General features: G+C 73.7%; 14 protein-coding genes and 1 pseudogene. 7 read left to right on the plus strand and 8 right to left on the minus strand.

Annotation, left to right across the window (positions count from 1 at the left end):
* Nucleotides 1-36: 36 nt before the first annotated feature.
* The gene (locus ACZ4W9_RS19395) at nucleotides 37-1,626 is read left to right on the plus strand and encodes an RICIN domain-containing protein (RefSeq protein ID WP_467937237.1); all 1,590 of its coding nucleotides are present in this window, start codon (nucleotides 37-39) and stop codon (nucleotides 1,624-1,626) included.
* Nucleotides 1,623-4,163 carry a discoidin domain-containing protein gene (locus ACZ4W9_RS19400; protein ID WP_467937240.1) on the plus strand — a complete coding sequence of 847 codons (2,541 nt, stop codon included), beginning with the start codon at nucleotides 1,623-1,625 and terminating at the stop codon, nucleotides 4,161-4,163. The genes ACZ4W9_RS19395 and ACZ4W9_RS19400 overlap by 4 nt, the downstream gene beginning before the upstream one ends.
* Before the next feature lie 30 nt (nucleotides 4,164-4,193).
* Here the strand turns inward: ACZ4W9_RS19400 and ACZ4W9_RS19405 are convergent, their stop codons facing one another.
* Complete coding sequence (locus ACZ4W9_RS19405; RefSeq protein ID WP_467937245.1) at nucleotides 4,194-5,360, minus strand: amidohydrolase; 1,167 nt, start codon at nucleotides 5,358-5,360, stop codon at nucleotides 4,194-4,196.
* A gap of 140 nt (nucleotides 5,361-5,500) precedes the next feature.
* Between ACZ4W9_RS19405 and ACZ4W9_RS19410 the strand changes: the two genes are divergently transcribed.
* The 3 genes and pseudogenes from ACZ4W9_RS19410 to ACZ4W9_RS19420 all read left to right on the plus strand — a co-directional run bounded on the left by ACZ4W9_RS19410 (nucleotide 5,501) and on the right by ACZ4W9_RS19420 (nucleotide 10,042).
* Nucleotides 5,501-6,964 (plus strand): aminotransferase class I/II-fold pyridoxal phosphate-dependent enzyme, encoded by a 1,464-nt coding sequence (locus ACZ4W9_RS19410; protein ID WP_467937248.1) that lies wholly within the window; start codon nucleotides 5,501-5,503, stop codon nucleotides 6,962-6,964.
* Nucleotides 6,965-7,399: 435 nt separating this feature from the next.
* Nucleotides 7,400-9,679 carry a catalase gene (locus ACZ4W9_RS19415; RefSeq protein WP_467937250.1) on the plus strand — a complete coding sequence of 760 codons (2,280 nt, stop codon included), beginning with the start codon at nucleotides 7,400-7,402 and terminating at the stop codon, nucleotides 9,677-9,679.
* Between the two features lie 104 nt (nucleotides 9,680-9,783).
* Nucleotides 9,784-10,042: pseudogene (locus tag ACZ4W9_RS19420) on the plus strand (chaplin).
* Nucleotides 10,043-10,083: 41 nt separating this feature from the next.
* Here ACZ4W9_RS19420 and ACZ4W9_RS19425 read toward each other — a convergent pair.
* From ACZ4W9_RS19425 to ACZ4W9_RS19450, 6 genes are all read right to left on the minus strand, one after another.
* Nucleotides 10,084-11,745 carry a PP2C family protein-serine/threonine phosphatase gene (locus ACZ4W9_RS19425; RefSeq protein ID WP_467937252.1) on the minus strand — a complete coding sequence of 554 codons (1,662 nt, stop codon included), beginning with the start codon at nucleotides 11,743-11,745 and terminating at the stop codon, nucleotides 10,084-10,086.
* A complete protein-coding gene (locus tag ACZ4W9_RS19430) occupies nucleotides 11,742-12,791 on the minus strand; it encodes a SpoIIE family protein phosphatase (protein ID WP_467937254.1) in 1,050 nt (349 codons plus the stop codon). The genes ACZ4W9_RS19425 and ACZ4W9_RS19430 overlap by 4 nt, the downstream gene beginning before the upstream one ends.
* Complete coding sequence (locus ACZ4W9_RS19435) at nucleotides 12,788-13,234, minus strand: anti-sigma regulatory factor (protein ID WP_467937256.1); 447 nt, start codon at nucleotides 13,232-13,234, stop codon at nucleotides 12,788-12,790. The genes ACZ4W9_RS19430 and ACZ4W9_RS19435 overlap by 4 nt, the downstream gene beginning before the upstream one ends.
* Entirely contained in the window at nucleotides 13,234-13,614 is a 381-nt protein-coding gene (locus tag ACZ4W9_RS19440) for an STAS domain-containing protein (protein WP_467937258.1), read from the minus strand. Before ACZ4W9_RS19440 ends, ACZ4W9_RS19435 begins: the two co-directional genes overlap by 1 nt.
* Nucleotides 13,611-14,504 carry an STAS domain-containing protein gene (locus ACZ4W9_RS19445; protein ID WP_467937260.1) on the minus strand — a complete coding sequence of 298 codons (894 nt, stop codon included), beginning with the start codon at nucleotides 14,502-14,504 and terminating at the stop codon, nucleotides 13,611-13,613. The genes ACZ4W9_RS19440 and ACZ4W9_RS19445 overlap by 4 nt, the downstream gene beginning before the upstream one ends.
* A gap of 324 nt (nucleotides 14,505-14,828) precedes the next feature.
* On the minus strand, nucleotides 14,829-16,133 hold the full coding sequence (locus ACZ4W9_RS19450) for an acyltransferase family protein (protein WP_467937262.1): 1,305 nt from the start codon (nucleotides 16,131-16,133) through the stop codon (nucleotides 14,829-14,831).
* A gap of 489 nt (nucleotides 16,134-16,622) precedes the next feature.
* On the opposite strand from ACZ4W9_RS19450, the gene ACZ4W9_RS19455 reads away from it, so the two are divergent.
* Nucleotides 16,623-17,060 carry a Fur family transcriptional regulator gene (locus ACZ4W9_RS19455; protein WP_467937264.1) on the plus strand — a complete coding sequence of 146 codons (438 nt, stop codon included), beginning with the start codon at nucleotides 16,623-16,625 and terminating at the stop codon, nucleotides 17,058-17,060.
* 33 nt (nucleotides 17,061-17,093) lie between these two features.
* Entirely contained in the window at nucleotides 17,094-19,316 is a 2,223-nt protein-coding gene (gene katG / locus ACZ4W9_RS19460) for a catalase/peroxidase HPI (RefSeq protein WP_467937266.1), read from the plus strand.
* A 94-nt stretch (nucleotides 19,317-19,410) separates the two neighbouring features.
* Here katG and ACZ4W9_RS19465 read toward each other — a convergent pair whose 3' ends face one another.
* Entirely contained in the window at nucleotides 19,411-19,977 is a 567-nt protein-coding gene (locus ACZ4W9_RS19465) for a GlcG/HbpS family heme-binding protein (protein WP_467937268.1), read from the minus strand.
* Between the last annotated feature and the right edge of the window lie 181 nt (nucleotides 19,978-20,158).

The raw sequence follows: 20,158 nt of genomic DNA on the forward strand, positions 1-20,158 counted from the left end.
CGTCCGGCGGCGGGCCGCGCGCACACCGCGCACGCCGTGGACCTCGCCAAGGCGCTGCGGGGCCTGCCCGATCCGGCCGCCGCGTGCGCGCGGTACGAGCGGCACCGCCGGCCGCGGGCCGGGCACGACATCTGGATCGACCCCGACACCGGCGACTGGTACGGCCTGGTGCCCAACGAGTTCACCCCGCGCCCCTTCGGCGACGGACTGCACTACGACGCCGTCGACTACGCCGTCTCCACCGACCGGGGCCGCACCTGGAGCATCAAGGACCACGTGCTCACCTCGCCGTACAGCACCCGGCGCGGCGACACCACGGCCTTCCCGCACGAGACGTACTCCTACGGCGACGGGGACCAGCGCCTGTTCGCCGACACCGCCTCCGGGTACTTCTACGTCTTCTACGGCTCGCGGACCGTCGACAAGAACGGCGGCTGGAAGGCGTTCTACGCACACGTGGCCCGCGCCCCCATCGCCGCGAAGACGGCCCCCGGCTCCTGGCGCAAGTGGTACGACGGCACCTGGTCCGAGCCCGGCACCGGCGGCCGGGAGAGCAACATCGTGCCCGTCGACGCGGAACACCCCACCGGCCACACCCCCGCCGCCGACGAGTACGACCCGGCCAACGCCGGCACCGCCGCCGAGCGGATCGCGGCCGGCGAGATGCCCCCGACGTCCCCGCTGTCCGTGATGAACATCGCCTACGACGCCCGCCTCGGCCGGTACATCGGCACCCCGCGGGCCGTCGACCGGAGCGGCGGCGCACCGCAGTACCTGTACGCCACCGACGATCTGGCCACCCAGAAGCGGCAGCTCATCGGCGACACCGGCGACTACACCACCGCCTCCTGGTACCGCTGGTTCCCCGACCCCGCGAGCCGCACCGGCTCCGCCGTCCTCGGCCGGCCCTTCCGCGCCTACTGCTCCTTCGGCTGCTCCCACGGCTCCGTCGGCGAGTACGCCGACATCACCGTGGACCCCGCCACCCCGGCCGCCCCGCCGGTGGACCCCGGCCGCCCGTACCGCATCGCCGCCGGCACCGGCCGGACCCTCGCCCAGGAGTCCGGTGGCTGGGCCGTCACCTCCCTCGCCCGGCCCACCGGGTCCGCCCGCGAGTCGTGGTCCTTCACCGCGACCGGGGACGGCGCCTTCACCATCGCCAACGCGGCGACCGGCCGCCTGCTGGGCGTCGACTCCGCACGGACGGCGGGCCGCGCCTGGGGAGCTCGGCCGACGGTGGCCTCCGCCCCGGCCGGCGGACCGGCCGTCGGACCGCAGTGGTTCGTGATCGCGAACTCCGCCGCGCCCGGCACCCACCGTCTGGTCAACCGCTGCAGCGGGCTCGTCCTCGGCCTGTCCGCGACCCCCGGCCGGCTCGCCGAGACCACCGCACAGCGCACCTGGACCGCCCCCCGCGGCTCCCTCGGCGACGGCCGCACCGCCACCGAACAGACCCTGTCGTTCACCCCCTCCCGCGCCTGGCGCGCGGCGGGCCGGCGCAGCGGCTCCGCAAGGACGTGGTGTCCGAAGGCTTGTGGACGGCTTGGTTCATCCCTTAAATCAAAACCTGAACTAAGCCGTGGGATCGGCGAGTCGATTCCCGCCACGTCTGGAGCCGCCGTATGAGATGGAGATCCCTGGGTGTCGCGCTGGCCGCAACGGCCGCGCTGACCGCCCTGCCCGCCGCCCACCCCTCGGCCACCGCGGCCGAAACACCCCTGTCCCAGGGGAGGACGGCCACCGCGTCGTCCGAGGAGAACGCCGGCACCGCGGCCGGCAAGGCCGTCGACGGCGACACCGGCACCCGGTGGTCCTCGGCCGCCGGCGACGACCAGTGGCTCCAGGTCGACCTGGGCGCCACCGCCTCGGTCACCCGGGTGGAACTGGACTGGGAGGCCGCCTACGGCAAGGACTACAAGGTCCAGATCTCCGGGGACGCCAAGACCTGGACCGACCTGAAGTCCGTCACCGGCTCCGACGGGGGCGCCGACACCCTCGACGTCTCCGGCCGGGGCCGCTACGTCCGGATGCTCGGCGTGCACCGGGCCACCCAGTACGGCTACTCCCTGTGGGAGTTCCAGGTCTTCGGCAGCACCGACGGCGGCCAGGGCGGCTGCGACGGCGGCAACGCGGCCAAGGGCAGGACCGCCACCGCCTCCTCCACCGAGAACGCCGGCACCCCCGCCTCCGCCGCCTTCGACGGCGACGCCGCCACCCGCTGGTCCAGCCGGGCCGCCGACCCGCAGTGGCTCCAGGCCGACCTCGGCGCCGTCAAGGACCTGTGCAAGGTCGACCTGAACTGGGAAGCCGCCTACGGCAAGGACTTCCAGATCCAGGCCTCGGCCGACGGCCAGAACTGGAGCACCCTCAAGTCCGTCACCGGCGCGACCGGCGGCACGGCCTCCTACGACGTCAGCGGCTCCGGCCGGTACGTGCGGATCTACGGCACCGCCCGCGGCACCGGCTACGGCTACTCGCTGTGGGAGGTCGCCGTGCACACCGGCACCAGCGGTCTGCCGCCGGTCCAGGGCGGTGGCGACCTCGGCCCGAACGTCATCGTCGTCGACCCCTCCACCCCGAACCTCCAGCAGAAGTTCGACGACGTCTTCGCCCGGCAGGAATCGGCCCAGTTCGGCACCGGCCGCTACCAGTTCCTGCTGAAGCCCGGCACCTACAACGGCGTCAACGCCCAGCTCGGCTTCTACACCTCGATCTCCGGGCTCGGCCTGAACCCCGACGACACCCAGATCAACGGGGACGTCACGGTCGACGCCGGCTGGTTCAACGGCAACGCCACGCAGAACTTCTGGCGTTCGGCGGAGAACCTCGCGATCACCCCGTCCAACGGCACCGACCGCTGGGCGGTCGCCCAGGCCGCGCCCTTCCGCCGCATCCACGTCAAGGGCGGCCTCAACCTGGCGCCCAACGGCTACGGCTGGGCCTCCGGCGGCTACATCGCCGACTCCAGGATCGACGGCACCGTGGGCCCCTACTCCCAGCAGCAGTGGTACACCCGCGACAGCTCGGTCGGCGGCTGGACCAACGGCGTGTGGAACATGACCTTCTCCGGTGTCCAGGGCGCCCCCGCCACCAACTTCGACAGCGGCCCGTACACCACCCTGGACACCACCCCGGTCTCCCGCGAGAAGCCCTTCCTCTACCTGGACGGCTCCGCCTACAAGGTGTTCGTCCCCGCCAAGCGCACCGCCGCCCGGGGGGTGTCCTGGCCCGCGAACGCCGGCACCTCGCTCCCGCTGGACCGGTTCTACGTCGTCAAGCCCGGTGCCACCGCCGCGACCATCAACGCGGCCCTCGCCCAGGGCCTCAACCTCCTGTTCACCCCCGGCGTCTACCACCTCGACCAGACCCTCGACGTCACCCGCCCCGACACCGTCGTCCTCGGCCTCGGTCTCGCCACCCTCGTCCCGGACAACGGCGTCGACGCGATGCACGTCGCCGACGTCGACGGCGTACGTCTCGCCGGGTTCCTGATCGACGCGGGACCGGTCAACTCCGACACGCTGCTGCGCATCGGTACCCCCGGCGCCACCGCCGACCACGCGGCGAACCCCACCACGATGCAGGACGTGTTCATCCGCGTCGGCGGCGCCGGACCCGGGCTCGCCACCAACTCCGTGGTGGTCGACAGCGATGACGTCATCGTCGACCACACCTGGATCTGGCGCGCCGACCACGGCAGCGGCGTCGGCTGGGACACCAACCGCGCCGACTACGGCCTGCGCGTCAACGGCGACGACGTCCTGGCCACCGGCCTGTTCGTGGAGCACTTCAACAAGTACGACGTCTACTGGAGCGGAGAACGCGGCCGGACGGTCTTCTTCCAGAACGAGAAGGCGTACGACGTCCCGAACGCCGCCGCCGTCACCCACGACGGCATCGTCGGCTACGCGGCCTACAAGGTCGCCGACTCCGTCACCACCCACGAGGCCTGGGGCCTGGGCAGCTACTGCAACTTCACGGCCGATCCGTCGATCGTCCAGACCCACGGCTTCCAGGTGCCCGCCACCGCGGGGATCAAGATGCACGACCTGCTGGTGATCTCCCTCGGCGGCAAGGGCCAGTACGCCCACGTCGTCAACGGCACCGGCGCCCCCACCTCGGGCACCGACACCGTCCCGTCCAAGGTGACGTCCTTCCCGTAGGACCCGTACGACCCCGGACGCGCCAGGCCGTCACTCCCCGGCCTGGCGCAGTCCCTCCCGGGCCCGGCCGCGCAGCGCCGCGTCGCCGAGTACGTCCGCCCCCGTGCAGGCCAGCGCCTCCACCACGGCGAGGAGCACCCGGCGCGCCCGCCGCGAGACCGCGGCCTCGGCGAACTCCGGCGTGTGGTCCGAACCACCGGAGTCCATGATCGCGACGAAGGGGTGGATGGCGGGCACCCGGCCGCTGACGTTGCCGATGTCGGAGGAGCCCAGATAGACGCCGGGAGCGGGCGGGGCGAGGGCGATCCCGGCCCGGTCCAGGTGCCCGGCGAACCGCTCGGACAGCGGGGAACTGTCCCGGAAGTGCTCGTAGCGCACGCTCGCCCGCTCCACCGTCACGGTCGTGCCGGTCGCCCGCGCCACCCCCTCGGCGGCCGTGGTCAGCCGCTCCGCCAGCTCGTCCAGGGCGGCCGTCGTCAGCGCCCGCAGCCCGAACCGGCCCTCCGCGAACTCCGGGACGATGTTCGTGGCCGTACCGCCGTGCGTGATGATGCCCTGCACGTGCGAGCCCTCCGGCAGCCGCCGGCCGAGCGCCGACAGGACGTTGAACAGCTCGATCAGCGCCGCCAGCGCGTCGATGCCCTCGGTCGGACTGCCCGTCGGGTGCGCGGCCCGGCCCCGGAACGCGACCCGGTACTGCTCCTGCGCGGTCAGCGGGGCCCGCACCCAGTCGTACACCCCCGGGTGGAACATCAGGGCCGCGTCCACCCCGTCGAAGACGCCCGCCTCCACCTCCAGCGCCTTGCCGCCGCCGCCCTCCTCGGCCGGTGTGCCCACCGCCAGGACCGTGCCCTCGGCACCGTCCCGCACGGCGTCCAGGACCAGGGCCGCCCCGAGGCCGGCCGCCGCGATCAGGTTGTGCCCGCAGGCGTGGCCGAGCCCGGGCAGCGCGTCGTACTCCAGCGGGAACGCCACCACCGGCCGGCCCCGGCCCGAGCGGGCCGTGAATGCCGTCGGCAGCCCCGCCGCCCCGCGCCGCACCTCGAAGCCCGCGCCCTCCAGCTCGCCCGTGAGCAGTGCCGCCGCCCGGTGCTCGGCGAACGCGGTCTCCGGATCCGCGTGCAGCGTCGACGCCACGGACCACAGCGCGTCGGCGCGCCGTGCGACCTCTTCCCCGATCCGGTGGTACAGCGACACGAGACCTCCTCGGTGCGGCGGGTGTGCTCCGTGCGGGTCCGGGTTCCACCCGGACGGCCCCCGACACCGGGCGGCCGGGTTTGGGCCGCCCCCGCGGTGCAACACGGTGGGTGCGGAACCGAACAGTTCAGGAGGCAGCCATGGACCACTCCCGCGTACCCGTGCTGGAGGCTCTGCAGGAGTTCCGGCGACGAGGGGACGTGGTGTTCGGGCCGCCCGGGCACAAGCAGGGCCGTGGCGCCGATCCGCGGGTGGCCGACATCCTCGGGCTGGACGTCTTCCGTTCCGACGTGCTCAGCCTCAACGGGCTGGACGACCGCCGTCAGTCCCAGGGCGTGCTGGAACAGGCGCAGGAGCTGATGGCCGACGCCGTCGGCGCCGACCAGGCGTTCTTCTCCACCTGCGGCAGCTCCCTGTCGGTCAAGACCGCGATGCTCGCCGTCGCCGGGCCGGGGGAGAAACTGCTGCTGTCCCGCAACGCCCACAAGTCGGTCATCGCCGCCGTGATCATCAACGGGGTGGAACCCGTCTGGGTGCACCCGAAGTTCGACGGCGAACGGCACATGGCCCATCCGCCGGAGGCCGACGACGTCCGCGACCGGCTGCGCGAGCACCCGGACGCCAAGGGCATGCTGCTGATCACCCCCACCGACTGGGGCACCTGCGCCGACGTGCGCGCGGTCGCCGACGTCTGCCACGCCGCCGACGTCCCCCTCATCGTGGACGAGGCGTGGGGCGCCCACCTGCCCTTCCACCCGGGCCTGCCCGTGTGGGGCATGAACGCGGGCGCCGACCTGGTCCTCACCAGCGTCCACAAGATGGGCGGCGCCATCGAGCAGAGCTCCGTCTTCCACCTCCAGGGCGACCGCATCTCGCCCACCGTGCTCAAGCAGCGCGAGGACCTCCTCGGCACCACCAGCGCCTCCAGCCTGGTCTACGCCACCCTCGACGGCTGGCGGCGGCAGATGGTCGAACAGGGGCACGGCCTGCTCGACGCGGCCCTGCACCGCGCCGAACGCGTCCGCGCCCAGCTGCGGGAGCTGCCCGGGCTGCGGGTCATGGGCGGCGAGATCATCGACGAGGGACTGGCCGCCGAGTTCGACCCGCTGAAGATCGTCGTCGACGTACGGGACCTCGGCATCAGCGGCATGCAGGCGACCGAGTGGCTGCGCGCGAACTGCCACGTCGACATGGGCGGCTCGGACACCTGCCGGATCACCGCCTCCATCACCCATTCCGACGACGACCAGACGGAGAAACTCCTGGTGGAATCCGTGCGTTCCCTGGTGGAGCGCGCCGACACCCTCGAGCGGCGACCGGCCGTGCACCTGCCCGAGCCGCGCGCCCTGGAACTGGAGCAGGCGATCCTGCCCCGGGACGCCTTCTTCGGTCCCGCCGAACAGGTGCCCGCCGAACGGGCCGTGGGCCGGATCGCCGCCGAGACGCTCAGCCCCTACCCGCCGGGTGTACCGGTCGTGGCACCCGGCGAGGTCATCACCGCGGAGATCGTCGACTATCTGCGCAGCGGTATCGCCCACGGCTTCCTCGTGCCGGACGCGTCGGACTCCTCCCTGGACACCCTGCGTGTCGTCGCCCGTTCCTGACCGGCCGGGCCGCACGCCTTCCGAACTGCGCCGCGCCGTGCCAGCGCCTAGGGTGGCGGATGCGGGCGGCCGGGTACCGGCGGCCCGCACCGGGTCAAGAAGCCGGCCCTGCCGATGTCGGACGTCCGCGGCAGGGGGCTGTGGCCCTGCCGGCGGCCCCCGGGCCGGACCGGCGTGTCCGGCGGGCCTGCCCACCCGGCAACTCGATAGGAGACGGCCCGACTTCACCCCGACCGGGAACTCCCCGAGTTCCCGGTTTCGGACGCCCCGGCCCGGGGACCCCGGTACGAGGCCGCCGTCGGCTCCCGCCACCCGGGACCCACCCGACGCAGGCCAAGGTGCCGGCCGCATGCCCCCGGCGTGGCCACCGCGCATCGGACACCCGCTCGTCCTTGCCCCGGCCCGCCCCCATGACCAGCGAAGGAATTGCCACAGATGAGCGAGACGAACCCCCTGAAGCGAGCCGCGGACAAGGTGGCGGACGCCCTCCAGGGAGGACCCAAGGGCCCCGAGGACGGCATCCCGGGCAAGCCGGGACCGCAGTCCCCGCCGGTCGCCGAACCGACCACCCCCCATGAGCCGTTCCCGCCCAAGCCCGACCAGACCGGCCCCGACACCGTCTCCCCGACCGGCCAGCCGACCGGCGCCGACCAGGCACGGATGGCGCAGAGCGGCAGCTATCTGACCACCGCCCAGGGCACCCGGCTGTACGACACCGACCACTCCCTCAAGGCCGGGCCCCGCGGCCCGGTGCTCCTGCAGGACCACCACCTGCGGGAGAAGGTGATGCACTTCGACCACGAGCGCATCCCGGAGCGTGTGGTCCACGCCCGCGGCGCCGGGGCGCACGGGGTGTTCCGCAGCTACGGCACCGCCGCGAACGTGACGAAGGCGGCATTCCTCGCCGAGGACGTCGAGACACCGGTGTTCGTCCGCTTCTCCACCGTGCTCGGCTCCCGGGGCTCCTCCGACACCGTCCGTGACACCCGGGGCTTCGCGACCAAGTTCTACACCAGCGAGGGCGTCTTCGACCTGGTCGGCAACAACATCCCGGTCTTCTTCATCCAGGACGCCATCAAGTTCCCGGACGTCATCCACGCCGGCAAGCCGCACCCCGACCGGGAGATCCCGCAGGCGCAGAGCGCCCACGACACCTTCTGGGACTTCGTCACCCTGCACACCGAGGCCGCCCACCACACCCTGTGGAACATGTCCGACCGGGGCATCCCCCGCTCGTACCGCACGATGGAGGGCTTCGGCGTCCACACCTTCCGCCTGGTCAACGCCGCCGGCGAGACCACGCTGGTGAAGTTCCACTGGAAGCCGAAGCTGGGCGTGCACTCCCTGGTGTGGGAGGAGGCCCAGATCATCAACGGCGTCGACCCCGACTTCCACCGCCGGGACCTCGCCGACGCCATCGAGGCGGGCGCCTACCCCCAGTGGGAGTTCGGCATCCAGACCTTCCCCGACACCCCCGACCAGACCTTCGAGGGCATCGACCTGCTGGACCCGACCAACATCGTCCCCGAGGAACTGGCCCCCGTGCAGCCGATCGGGCTGCTCACCCTCGACCGCAACCCGTCGAACTTCTTCGCCGAGACCGAGCAGGTCGCCTTCCACGTCGGCCACCTCGTCCCCGGCATCGACATCACCGATGACCCGCTGCTCGCGGGCCGGCTCTTCTCCTATCTGGACACCCAGATCACCCGCCTGGCCGGCCCCAACTTCTCGCAGATCCCGATCAACCGGCCGCACGCGCCCGTCAACGACATGCACCGCGACGGCTTCCACCAGACGGCCGTGCACCGGGGCGTGGCACCCTACCGGCCCAACTCCCTCGACGGCGGCTGCCCGTTCACCGCGGGCGCCGACCTCGGCGCGTTCATCGAGACCCCCGTACGCGTCCCCGAGGCGACCAAGGTCCGCGAGGCGCCCGAATCGTTCGGCGACCACTTCAGCCAGCCGCGCCGGTTCTGGCTGAGCATGAGCCCGCCCGAGCGCGAGCACATCATCGGCGCCTACACCTTCGAACTCGGCAAGTGCTACGAAGTGGCCATCCGCGAACGGGCGTTGCAGGTCCTGGCCAACATCGACCCGGAGCTGTGCGCGGGCGTCGCGGCCGGCCTCGGCCTGCCCGCGCCCGAGCCCACCGTGCCCCTCGCCGACGTCCAGCCCAGCCCCGCCCTCTCCCAGGTCGGGCACACCTGGCCCACCGACGGCCGGATCATCGGCATCCTCACCGGACCCGACGGCGACCTCGACGGCGTACGGGCCGTGCGCCAGGCGGTCCTCGACGGTGGCATGGTCCCGCTGGTCGTCGCCCCCGTCGGCGGCACCCTCGGCGACGGCGAAGGCGCCCTGACCGTCCAGCGGACCTACGCCACCGCGCGCTCCGTGGAGTTCGACGCGGTGCTGGTGGCGGGCACCCCGGGCGTGGGCGCCGACGCCTACGGCGCCCGCGACGCCAAGGCCGGCCAGCCCACCGCCTCACTCGCCACCCCCGACCCCCGGGTGGGGCTGCTGCTGGGCGAGGCGTTCCGGCACGGCAAGGCCATCGGCGCGGCCAAGGGCGGCGAGGCGGCCCTGGAGGCGGCCGGCATCCCGCTGGACGCGCCCGGGGTGATCGCCGGGGACACCGCCACGGGAGTGCTCCAGGAGATCACCCGGCTGCTGGGCGCGCACCGGGTCTGGGAACGCTTCCCGTCCGCCGCCTGAGCGGCCGGACGAGGGAACGCCGGGCAGGGGCTGCCCGAACGGCGTAGCAGCGCGGGCGGACGGGGCGCGCTCCGGGTGAGACGGAGGCGTCCCGACGCTCAACAGTGGGGCAGAACACGCGTCTTCGCAGCTTGGCCACCACGACCGTCATCACGGCAGCCCTTGCCCTGGCCGGCGCGGCCAGCGCCGTCGCCTCCGACGACGGCCCGACGACCGTCGGCGTCGCCGCGAACAGCCCCGGCGTCCTGTCCGGACACGTCATCCAGGTACCGGATCACCGTCCAGGCCAACGTGTGCGGCAACACCATCGACGTCATCGGGCTGTCGAACCCGGTCTTCGGCGACGTTTGCGCCAACAAGTGACGTCCGCCGTGCGCCGGCCCCGGCGACCGGGGACCGGCCGTTCACGCACGCGTGGTGCGGCACAACAGCAGGCAGATGTCGTCGTCGTGTTCGGAGTCGTGCAGCATCGGCTTGAGCAGTCCGTCGGCCGCCGCGTCCAGATCCGCGAGCTCCGGGGCGCGGAGCACCTCCATCGCCCGGGCGAGCCGGTCGATGCCCGCGTCGATCCCGGCGGCCCGCCGCTCCACCAGGCCGTCCGTGTACAGCGCGAGAACGGACCCGGCCGGCAGCTCGACGGTGTGCTCCTCGTACTCGTACGGCAGCGGAACCCCCAGCATGATCCCGGGCTTCGCCTCCAGCACCCGCACCTCCCCCCGGGGTCCGCGGGCCACGGCCGGCGGATGCCCCGCGGCGGCCCACACCACCTCGGGCTCCCCGGGCGTGAACCGGGCGATGGCACAGGTCGCGTACAGCTCGGGCTGCTGGTGGCGCAGCATCCGGTGCAGCAGGGTGAGGATCCGCGCCGGGCCGTTGCCCTCGACGGCGTAGGCGCGCAGCGCGGTGCGCAACTGGCCCATGATGACCGCCGCGCGCAGCCCGTGCCCCGTGACGTCCCCTATCACCGCCAGCACACTGCCGTCCGGCTGGGAGAAGGCGTCGTACCAGTCGCCGCCGATGTTCAGGCCGTGCGTCGCGGGCAGATAGCGTGCGGCCAGGTCCAGGCCCCGGACGGCGGGCAGCTCGGTGAGCTGGGCCCGTTGCAGGGCCTCGGCGACGTCCCGGTGCTGCTCGTACTGGCGGGCGTTGTCCAGCGCGATGCCCGCCCGCCGGGCCAGCTCCAGCAGCATCACGGTGGTGTCCGGGTCGAAGCGGTCGCCCGGCGCGGCCAGCGTCAGCACCCCCTGCACGGTGCGCGCGCCCAGCGGCAGGCACAGCAGCGGCCGGTCGGGGGAGAGCGCCGATGCCGGCAGGTCGTCCACGCCCGGCAGCTCACCGGGGTGCGGACCCGCGTGCTGGGGGCGGCCGGTGCGCGCCGCCGTCACCGTGGCCGCCGCCCGCTCGCCCGGCGGGGTCCGGTCGTCGTCCACCAGCCACACGTCGACGTGCCGGGCGTACTCCGGGACCAGCAGCTCGGGCAGCCGGCGCAGGATGTCCTCGTGCTCCAGGGAGGCGTGCAGCACCGCGCTCGCGTTGGCCAGGAAGGTCAGCAGGCGGCGGGCGTTCTCCGCCTCGGCGCGCGCCGCCCGCTCGGCGTCCAGCAGCTCGCGCTGCGCCAGCGCCGCCGCCTCCAGCTCGGCGTGCAGCGCCAGCACGCCCTGGTTGGTCTGGTGCAGCTCCTCCCGGTGCAGCCGCAGCAGCTCCTCCGTCTCGGCGAGGCTCGTCAGCACGGCGGCGGTGTCCTCGTCGGCGCCGAGCAGCGCCTCGGGGAGCGAGTCGTCGCCCGGGCGGGGGGCGCCGGGCGGCTCGGCGGGGCAGTCGAGCGTGAGCCGCCAGGGCTCCGGGCCGCCCAGCGCGACGTCCAGCCGGCCGTCCGCCGCGGCGGTCACGGTCAGTTCCGCGCCGCCCGCGTCCAGGGCCTGCCGCAGCCGGGTCCCGAGCGCGCTGAGGAAGCGCGCGCGGTCGAGCGCGGGCACCCCGGCGTCCGCGGCGAGCCGGGCCAGCCGGGCACGGGCGCGGGCCGCGTCGACGGCGGAGGCGATGGTCCAGGTGTCGCGGACTGTCATGGGGTGCTGGTCCGGCGGTCGGGGACCAGGACGGCCACGCTCGTGTCGTCGCGGGCGGGGCGGGCGGGGCTGCCCGCGTCGCGCAGGATCGCCGCGGCCACCACCGACGGGTCGCGGGCGAGCAGCCCGGGGTCCTGCGGCGGGGTCCACCGGTTGGGCAGTCCGTCGCTGTGCAGGACGAGCAGGCTGTCCGGGCGCCACGGCAGCCGGCGCACCGGGACCTGCGCCGGGAAGTACGCCCCGACGATCCCCGGATGGGGCACCAGGGACGTCCAGGAATCCCCGCTGCGCATCCGGGCACCGACGTTGCCGACCCCGGCGAAGCCGAGTTCCGCCCGTTCCGTGTCCACCTGGGCCACCGAGACCGCGGCGCCCCGGGTGGGCCGCAGCGCCGTATGCAGCCGGCGCAGGATCTCCCCGGGCGGCAGGTGCCCGGTGCGGCGCAGCTCCGCCACCGCGGCGGTGGAGGCGTGCGCGGCCTTCGCACCGTGCCCGAGACCGTCCGCGAGCAGCAGGGTCAGCAGCTTCCCCGTGCGCACCCAGGCCCAGGCGTCACCGCACTGTTCGGCCTCGCCGAGGGAGACCGTGATCCCGCCCGCGGGCAGCCCCGCCGAGGCCGCCCCGCGCGCACCGGCCTCCGGGTCGATCCGGGCCGCCGCCACCGTGCCCCGGCCGGGCCTGCTGTACAGCTCGAAGGCGTTGGCGCTGCGCCGGCAGCTGCCCAGCCCCGCGCCGAGCGAGCCGTCGGCGGTGGAGTAGCCGTCGCGCAGCGCGGTGTCCATGTCGGCGATGCCCGGCCCGTGGTCGAGCGCGTACAGCTGGACCGACGTTCCCGGGCCGCCGTCCGGCGGATCCACCAGGTTGACCACCATGTGGCCGCCGCCGGCGTGCTTGAGCAGGTTGGTCGCCAGCTCGGTGGCGACCAGCTCCGCCGCCGCCGTCCGCGCGGGGTCCAGGCCCGAGTCGTCGCACGCCTCCCGGGCCGCCATCCGGGCGTCCCGCACCCGGGTGGAGTCGTGGACCGGGATTTCCCACACCCGGCTCATCGCACCCCCGGGCGGGACGCGGGCACCTGGGCCACCCAGGCCACGGCCGTGACGGTCGTACCCCGGCCGGGCTCGGTGTCCACACTGAACTCGTGCACCAGCCGCTTCGCTCCGCTCAGTCCCAGCCCGAGGCCGCCGCCGGAGGTGTACCCGTCGGTCATGGCCAGTTCCAGATCGCGGATTCCCGGACCGTCGTCGATGAAACACATCCGCAGACCACGGGCCCGCCCGTTGTCCAGCGGGGTGACCTCCACCCGCCCGCCACCGCCGTGCACCAGCGTGTTGCGGGCCAGCTCGCTCGCCGCCGTGACCAGCTTCGTCTGCTGCACCAGACCGAAGCCGAGCCCCGCCGCGCACTGCCGCACGTGCTGTCGCACCCAGGCCAGGTCCGCGTCCGAGCCGATCGGCAGGCTCTTCGCGGACACCTGGCCGGACGGCTGCATCAGCTCCCCCTCTGGGAGAGCAGTTCCATGGCGCGGTCGACGTCCAGCGCGGTCACCAGGCCGGGCAGCGTCAGCCCCAGCTCGACCAGGGTGATGGCCACCGCGGGCCGCATCCCGGCCAGGACCGTACGGGCCGCGAGCAGTCGGGCCGTGGAGGCGATCTCCGCGAGCACCCGGCCGAGGAAGGAGTCGACGATGTCCACCCCGGAGATGTCGAGCACCACCCCGGTCACCCGGTCCGTGGCGATGCGCTGGGTGATGTCCTGCTGCAGCTGTTCGGCCATGCCGTCGTGCAGCTCGCCCTGCAGGGAGACCAGCAGCACATCGCCGAGGGCGAGCACCGGGACCGGGGAGGGCTGAGCGGGAAAGGGCTGGTTCACCGGGCACTCGCATCCGCGTGCGCCCGGGACACCTCGATCCCCTGCCGGCCGAGCGCGTAGGCCAGCGCGTCGGCCAGTGAGGACCGGGTGAGGACCGAACCCAGGTCGATGCCGAGCTGCACGATGGTCTGCGCGATGGCCGGGCGGATCCCGGAGACGATGCACTCGGCGCCCATCAGCCGGGCCGCGGCCACCGTCTTCATCAGGTGCTGCGCCACCAGGGAGTCCACGGTCGGCACCCCGGTGATGTCCAGGATGGCGTACCGGGCCCGCTGGTCGACGATCGCCTCCAGCAGCGACTCCATGACGACCTGGCTGCGCGCGCTGTCCAGGGTGCCGATCAGCGGTACGGCGACCGTGCCCTCCCACAGCTTGATCACCGGGGTGGCCACTTCGAGCAGCTGCTGCCGCTGCCGCTCGATCAGCTCCGCGTTCGCGTCCAGCGCCGTCTCCATCACCACCAGCCTGAGCGTGCCCAGCAGCAGGGTCAGCGCCAGCACGGACTCCTGGGCCTGCGGGGCGGCGGGGTCGGCGAACTCCTCGCGGAGCAGTTCCACCACGGGCAGGCGCAGCCCGGCCACCTCGTCGGCGATCTGGGACGGGGCGTAGCCGGAGCGGGCCCGGTTCTGCGTCATCCGTCCCAGCTGGTCGCGCACCGGGGTGAAGCCGGGCGCTCCGATGTCCTCCAGCCGTCCGCTGACGGCCACCTCGGACAGCGCGTCCACCACGGCCTTGCACGCCTCGACCGCCTCGTCGCGGGAGACGGTGAAGACCGAGCGGAACAGAGGCGTGTCGGCCCAGCGCTGGGCGATCTGCTCCTTGCGCTTTTCCAGGAAGGAACTCACCATCTGGGGTGCCGATACGGCCGGGTCCTGCTCGGGCACTGTCATCCTCTCCTCTCGCACCACACGGTGCGCCGGTCGGCCGGCTCCGCGGAGCCGATCATTGCCGACCGTCCACCGTAGCGACCGGTGTCCGGCCGGGCCAATCCGCTCCCGGGACCGCGGCCGGACCACCGATGCCCAGGTCATGGGCGGTGGCCCCGGTGTGGCGGGCGGGCGAGCGGGTGGGGTCCCGGTCGGTTGGTCCGCGTACGTCGGCTCCGCTCCCTCGGTGCGTTCGGCTGCCGCCGGCCCGTCGGTGTGCGCCGCCGGGCCGGTGTCGGTCAGCCGCTTACCCCGAAACCCGCGAACCTCTCCTCGATGTCGCGTACGTCACCCGCGCGTGGGACCGGCCCCGTCGGCGGGAGGTGCGGGCGGGGCGGGCGGCCCGGGGTGCGGGAGGCCGGAGAGGGGCGAACAGAAGGCCGAAAAAAGCCGGAAGGTATGGCGGGAAACGGCGAGGCCGTCAGTCGTGTGCCGGTGCCGGTGCCGGTGCCGGTGCCGGCGCCGGGACCTCCCGCCGGGCCGGCGGCGGCGCAGCAGCAGGCACCGGGCCGGGCGCTCCACCGCCTCGTACAGCACCCACGACAGGCCGAGCGAGACCGCGAACGCGGCGGCGCCGACGGTCAGCCCGGCCAGGAGGCCGAACCGCGGCTTCGTGCCCAGCAGGGTCGTAGCGGCGCGCAGCACCAGCAGATGGACCATGTAGAAGGCGAACGACAGCTCCCCGAGCCGCACCATCCGCCCGCCGCGCCACAGCGACGGCAGCCCGCGCAGGTCCGCGACCGCCGCCGCCGGGATGAGCAGGGCGAACCCGGTGAGGGTGCACACGGTGGCGGAGTAGCCGGGGGTGACCTGCGGGACCAGGAAGTAGCCGATGAGGGCCAGCGCGAGCGACGCCTCCAGCCCCGGCCCGCGCCAGCGGCCCAGCAGCACCAGCCGCGCGGCGACCGCGCCGAGCACGAACTCGGGCAGCCGCGCGGCGGGGAAGGAGTAGACCGGGTGCGTCCACCAGTGGTGGGCGTCCGCCCAGGCCAGCAGCAGGACCACGGCCGCCGACAATCCGCCCAGCGCCCCCGCGCCGCGCGCCCCGAGCCGGCGCAGCAGCAGGATCAGGGCCGGGAAGACGGCGTAGAAGAACGCCTCGCAGGCCAGGGACCAGCTCACCGGGTTCAGCGTCTGCCACCACGGCTGCCACCAGGAGTGCAGCAGCAGCGCGTTCGCCAGCGCCTGCCCGGGCGTCGGCAGCGCCCGGTGCGTCAGCGTGCACGCCATGACCAGCGCGACGACGAGGGTGACCAGGTGCACCGGGTACACCCGCGCGACACGCCGCCGCCAGAAGGCGAGCGCGCGGTCGCGGGGCCGCGCCGACCAGGTCAGCACGAATCCCGACAGGACGAAGAAGAACGACACTCCGGTGGCCCCGGCGCCGAAGCCCCAGGACATCAGGCGGCCACCCGTGCCGCCGAACCAGCCGAAGTTGTGCACGTGCAGTCCGAACACCAGCAGCGCCGCCATCCAGCGCAGCCCGGTGAGGGACGGCAGGGAGGGCGGGGCGGGCGGTGCCGGGGACCCGGCGGCCGTCGTGCCGGTCCGGGCGGGCGGCATCCGGAGCGCCCGGGGCGTCGCCGTGGTCATCGCATCACCTGCCGCAGGAGAATCGCGTGGGGCATGAAGGGGTTCGTTGCCCGCCCGCCCCCGATCCCTCACGCCACCCGGCGAACTTCACACCGCTGCCGGACGACGCGACCCGCCCGGTCCCACGGACGGCGGGACGCCGTGCACCCGCGCGGGTGACGCCACCGGCCGGCACCCGGCCGCACGGGCGGGGTGACCGTCCCGAGGGCCAGGACCCCGGCCACCCCGGACGGCGTGACCCGCCCGAGGGCCGGGCGCGCCGGGTGCCGGGTCCGGTCCGCCGCCGCGCGGGCGGCGCCCGTCCGGCTCGCCGTACCGCCGCGGGCCGGTCCGGGACCTCCTGACGCGGGCGTGCGCGGACCGCCCCGCGGCCCGTGCGCCACCGGCGCGGACAGGGCCCCGAAGACGGCCGTGCGTCGCCCGGACGAGGCCAGAATTGCATCCTTCGTTTTATTGAACCCCTCGTGTTTGTGACGGTAGGTTCAGCCCATGTCCGCCTCCCCGAGACCGACCACCGCCGAGGAACTCCGCGGTGCCGGCCTGCGCGTGACGGCAGCTCGCGTCGCGCTGCTGGAGACCGTCCGGGACGGTGACCACCTCGGCGTCGAGGCGATCGCCTCCGGTGTCCGCGGTCGTGTGGGCCACATCTCCCTGCAAGCCGTCTACGAGGCACTGCACGCGCTGACCGCGGCGGGCCTGGTACGCCGTATCGAGCCGGCCGGCCACCCGGCCCGGTACGAGGGACGCGTGGGGGACAACCACCACCACATCGTGTGCCGGTCCTGCGCGGCCGTCGCCGACGTCGACTGTGCCGTCGGCGACGCGCCCTGCCTGACCGCCTCCGACGACCGGGGCTTCGCCATCGACGAGGCCGAGGTCGTGTACTGGGGCCTGTGCCCCGACTGTTCCACCGGCCGCAGTTCCTGAGCACCGAGTTCCGCACAGTTCGGAAGGATTGCCATGACTGAGAACCACGACGCGATCGTCACAGACGCGAAGGCGGAGGGGAGCGGCGGCTGCCCCGTCGCGCACGACCGGGCCCTGCACCCGACCCAGGGTGGCGGAAACCGCCAGTGGTGGCCGGAGCGGCTCAATGTGAAGATCCTCGCCAAGAACCCGGCCGTGGCCAACCCGCTCGACGAGGACTTCGACTACGCGGCGGCCTTCAAGGCCCTGGACCTCGCGGCCGTGAAGCGGGACATCGCCGAGGTGCTCACCACGTCGCAGGACTGGTGGCCCGCCGACTTCGGCCACTACGGCCCGCTGATGATCCGTATGGCCTGGCACAGCGCGGGCACCTACCGCATCAGCGACGGCCGCGGTGGCGCCGGCGCCGGCCAGCAGCGCTTCGCCCCGCTCAACAGCTGGCCGGACAACGGCAACCTGGACAAGGCCCGCCGCCTGCTGTGGCCGGTCAAGAAGAAGTACGGCCAGAGCATCTCCTGGGCCGACCTGCTGATCCTCACCGGCAACGTCGCCCTGGAGACGATGGGCTTCGAGACCTTCGGCTTCGGCGGTGGCCGCGAGGACGTCTGGGAGCCGGAGGAGGACGTCTACTGGGGCCCCGAGACCACCTGGCTGGACGACAAGCGCTACACCGGCGACCGCGATCTGGAGAACCCGCTCGGCGCCGTCCAGATGGGCCTGATCTACGTCAACCCCGAGGGCCCGAACGGCAACCCGGACCCGGTCGCCGCGGCCCGCGACATCCGTGAGACGTTCCGCCGCATGGCGATGAACGACGAGGAGACCGTCGCGCTGATCGCCGGCGGCCACACCTTCGGCAAGACCCACGGCGCCGGCCCCGCCGACCACGTCGGCGCCGACCCGGAGGCCGCCGGCCTCGAGGAGCAGGGCCTCGGCTGGCGCAACACCTACGGCACCGGCAAGGGCGCGGACGCCATCACCTCCGGCCTGGAGGTCACCTGGACCAGCACCCCGACCCGGTGGAGCAACGGGTTCTTCAAGAACCTCTTCGAGTACGACTACGAGCTGGAGCAGAGCCCGGCCGGCGCCCACCAGTGGGTGGCCAAGGACGCCCCCGAGATCGTGCCGGACGCGCACGACCCGGAGAAGAAGCACCGCCCGCGCATGCTCACCACCGACCTGGCGCTGCGCTTCGACCCGATCTACGAGCCCATCTCCCGCCGGTTCCACGAGAACCCGGAGGAGTTCGCGGACGCCTTCGCCCGCGCCTGGTACAAGCTCACCCACCGTGACATGGGCCCGAAGTCCCTGTACCTCGGCCCCGAGGTCCCGGAGGAGACCCTGCTCTGGCAGGACCCGCTGCCGGAGCGCGACGGCGAGCTGATCGACGACGCCGACATCGCCGCCCTGAAGACCAAGCTGCTCGACTCGGGGCTGTCCGTGTCCCAGCTGGTCACCACGGCGTGGGCGTCCGCGTCCACGTTCCGCGCCAGCGACAAGCGCGGCGGCGCCAACGGCGCCCGCATCCGCCTCGCCCCGCAGCGCGGCTGGGAGGTCAACGAGCCCGATCAGCTGGCCCAGGTGCTGCGCACCCTGGAGGGCATCCAGCGGGACTTCAACGCCTCCTCCGGCGCCAAGAAGGTCTCCCTGGCCGACCTCATCGTCCTCGGCGGTGCCGCCGCCGTGGAGAAGGCCGCCAAGGAGGGTGGCTTCGCGGTCGAGGTGCCCTTCACCCCGGGCCGTGTGGACGCCGGCGACGAGCACACCGACGCCGAGTCCTTCGAGGCGCTGGAGCCGACCGCGGACGGCTTCCGCAACTACCTCGGCAAGGGCAACCGCCTGCCCGCCGAGTACCTGCTGCTCGACCGGGCCAACCTGCTGAGCCTGAGCGCGCCCGAGACGACCGTGCTCGTCGGCGGTCTGCGCGTCCTCGGCGCCACCTACCAGCAGTCGCAGCTCGGCGTCCTCACCAGGACGCCCGGTGTCCTCACCAACGACTTCTTCGTCAACCTGCTCGACATGGGCATCCAGTGGAAGGCGACGTCCGAGGACCAGACCGCCTTCGAGGGCCGGGACGCGAGCACCGGCGAGGTGAAGTGGGCCGGCAGCCGGGCCGACCTCGTCTTCGGCTCCAACTCCGAGCTGCGCGCCCTCGCCGAGGTGTACGCCGGCGACGACGCGAAGGAGAAGTTCGTGAAGGACTTCGTCGCCGCGTGGAACAAGGTCATGAACGCGGACCGGTTCGACCTCGTCTGACCGCTCCGCCCGCTCCGGCCGGCTGAACGGCGCGTCCGGGTCCGCCCCTCGGGGCGGACCCGGACGTTTCGCTCTCGCTGTCCGGGGTCCGGGGTCAGCGGCCGAGGGCCGCCGCGCCCGCCTGCGCGTACCGCTCGTCCAGGTCGCCCGACGGGGCGCCCGCGACGCCGATGCCCGCGACCGGCGCGCCCTGGGCGGTCACCGGGGTGCCGCCCGCGAGGAACAGCGTGCCCGGGATGTCCTTCAGGTTCGGCGCCTGCGCCAGCCGCCCGGCCAGCTCCGAGGTCGGCGCGTTCCAGGAGACCGCGGTGTACGCCTTGCGCTCCGCCGACTCGTACGACTGCGGGCCGGCGCCGTCCCCGCGCAGGGTGACCACGGTGTTGCCGTTGCGGTCGACGACGGCCACGGACACCTGCCGGCCGTCCTTCTCGGCCGCCGCCAGCGCGGCGCGCGCCGCCTTGGTGGCCGCGTCCACGCTGAGGTGCCTGCTCTGGGTCAGCTCGCCGCCCCGGGCCGCCACGGGCGCGGCGGTGGCCCGGGCGTCGGCGGAGCCGGCCGCGTGGGCGGCCACCGTGCCGACGGCGCCGGCCCCGACGACGGCCAGGGCGGCACCGCCCACCAGGACGCGGGTACGGGAGGACGGCTTCTTGCGACTGGGCATGCTGGGGAACCTTCCGGTAGGGCCTCACGGGAGGCCGGATCGCCTCCCGGAACCGATCCTGGTGCCGGACGAGGCCGCGCCCCGTCGGTGGACCGGTCGTGGGGGGGGGGGGGGGGGGGGGGGGGGGGGGGGGGGGGGGGGGGGGGGAAAAGAAGAGGAGAAGGGGGGAAAAAGACGACAA

The sequence above is a fragment of the Streptomyces sp. NPDC029296 genome (assembly GCF_055569255.1).

Bases quoted from the DNA above. Each gene is read 5' to 3' on its own strand.
- ACZ4W9_RS19400 (WP_467937240.1), top strand. From the start codon at position 1,623: ATGAGATGGAGATCCCTGGGTGTCGCGCTGGCCGCAACGGCCGCGCTG.
- ACZ4W9_RS19410 (WP_467937248.1), top strand. From the start codon at position 5,501: ATGGACCACTCCCGCGTACCCGTGCTGGAGGCTCTGCAGGAGTTCCGG.
- ACZ4W9_RS19415 (WP_467937250.1), top strand. From the start codon at position 7,400: ATGAGCGAGACGAACCCCCTGAAGCGAGCCGCGGACAAGGTGGCGGAC.
- ACZ4W9_RS19425 (WP_467937252.1), bottom strand. From the start codon at position 11,745: ATGACAGTCCGCGACACCTGGACCATCGCCTCCGCCGTCGACGCGGCC.
- ACZ4W9_RS19430 (WP_467937254.1), bottom strand. From the start codon at position 12,791: ATGAGCCGGGTGTGGGAAATCCCGGTCCACGACTCCACCCGGGTGCGG.
- ACZ4W9_RS19435 (WP_467937256.1), bottom strand. From the start codon at position 13,234: ATGCAGCCGTCCGGCCAGGTGTCCGCGAAGAGCCTGCCGATCGGCTCG.
- ACZ4W9_RS19445 (WP_467937260.1), bottom strand. From the start codon at position 14,504: ATGACAGTGCCCGAGCAGGACCCGGCCGTATCGGCACCCCAGATGGTG.
- ACZ4W9_RS19450 (WP_467937262.1), bottom strand. From the start codon at position 16,133: ATGACCACGGCGACGCCCCGGGCGCTCCGGATGCCGCCCGCCCGGACC.
- ACZ4W9_RS19455 (WP_467937264.1), top strand. From the start codon at position 16,623: ATGTCCGCCTCCCCGAGACCGACCACCGCCGAGGAACTCCGCGGTGCC.
- katG (WP_467937266.1), top strand. From the start codon at position 17,094: ATGACTGAGAACCACGACGCGATCGTCACAGACGCGAAGGCGGAGGGG.
- ACZ4W9_RS19465 (WP_467937268.1), bottom strand. From the start codon at position 19,977: ATGCCCAGTCGCAAGAAGCCGTCCTCCCGTACCCGCGTCCTGGTGGGC.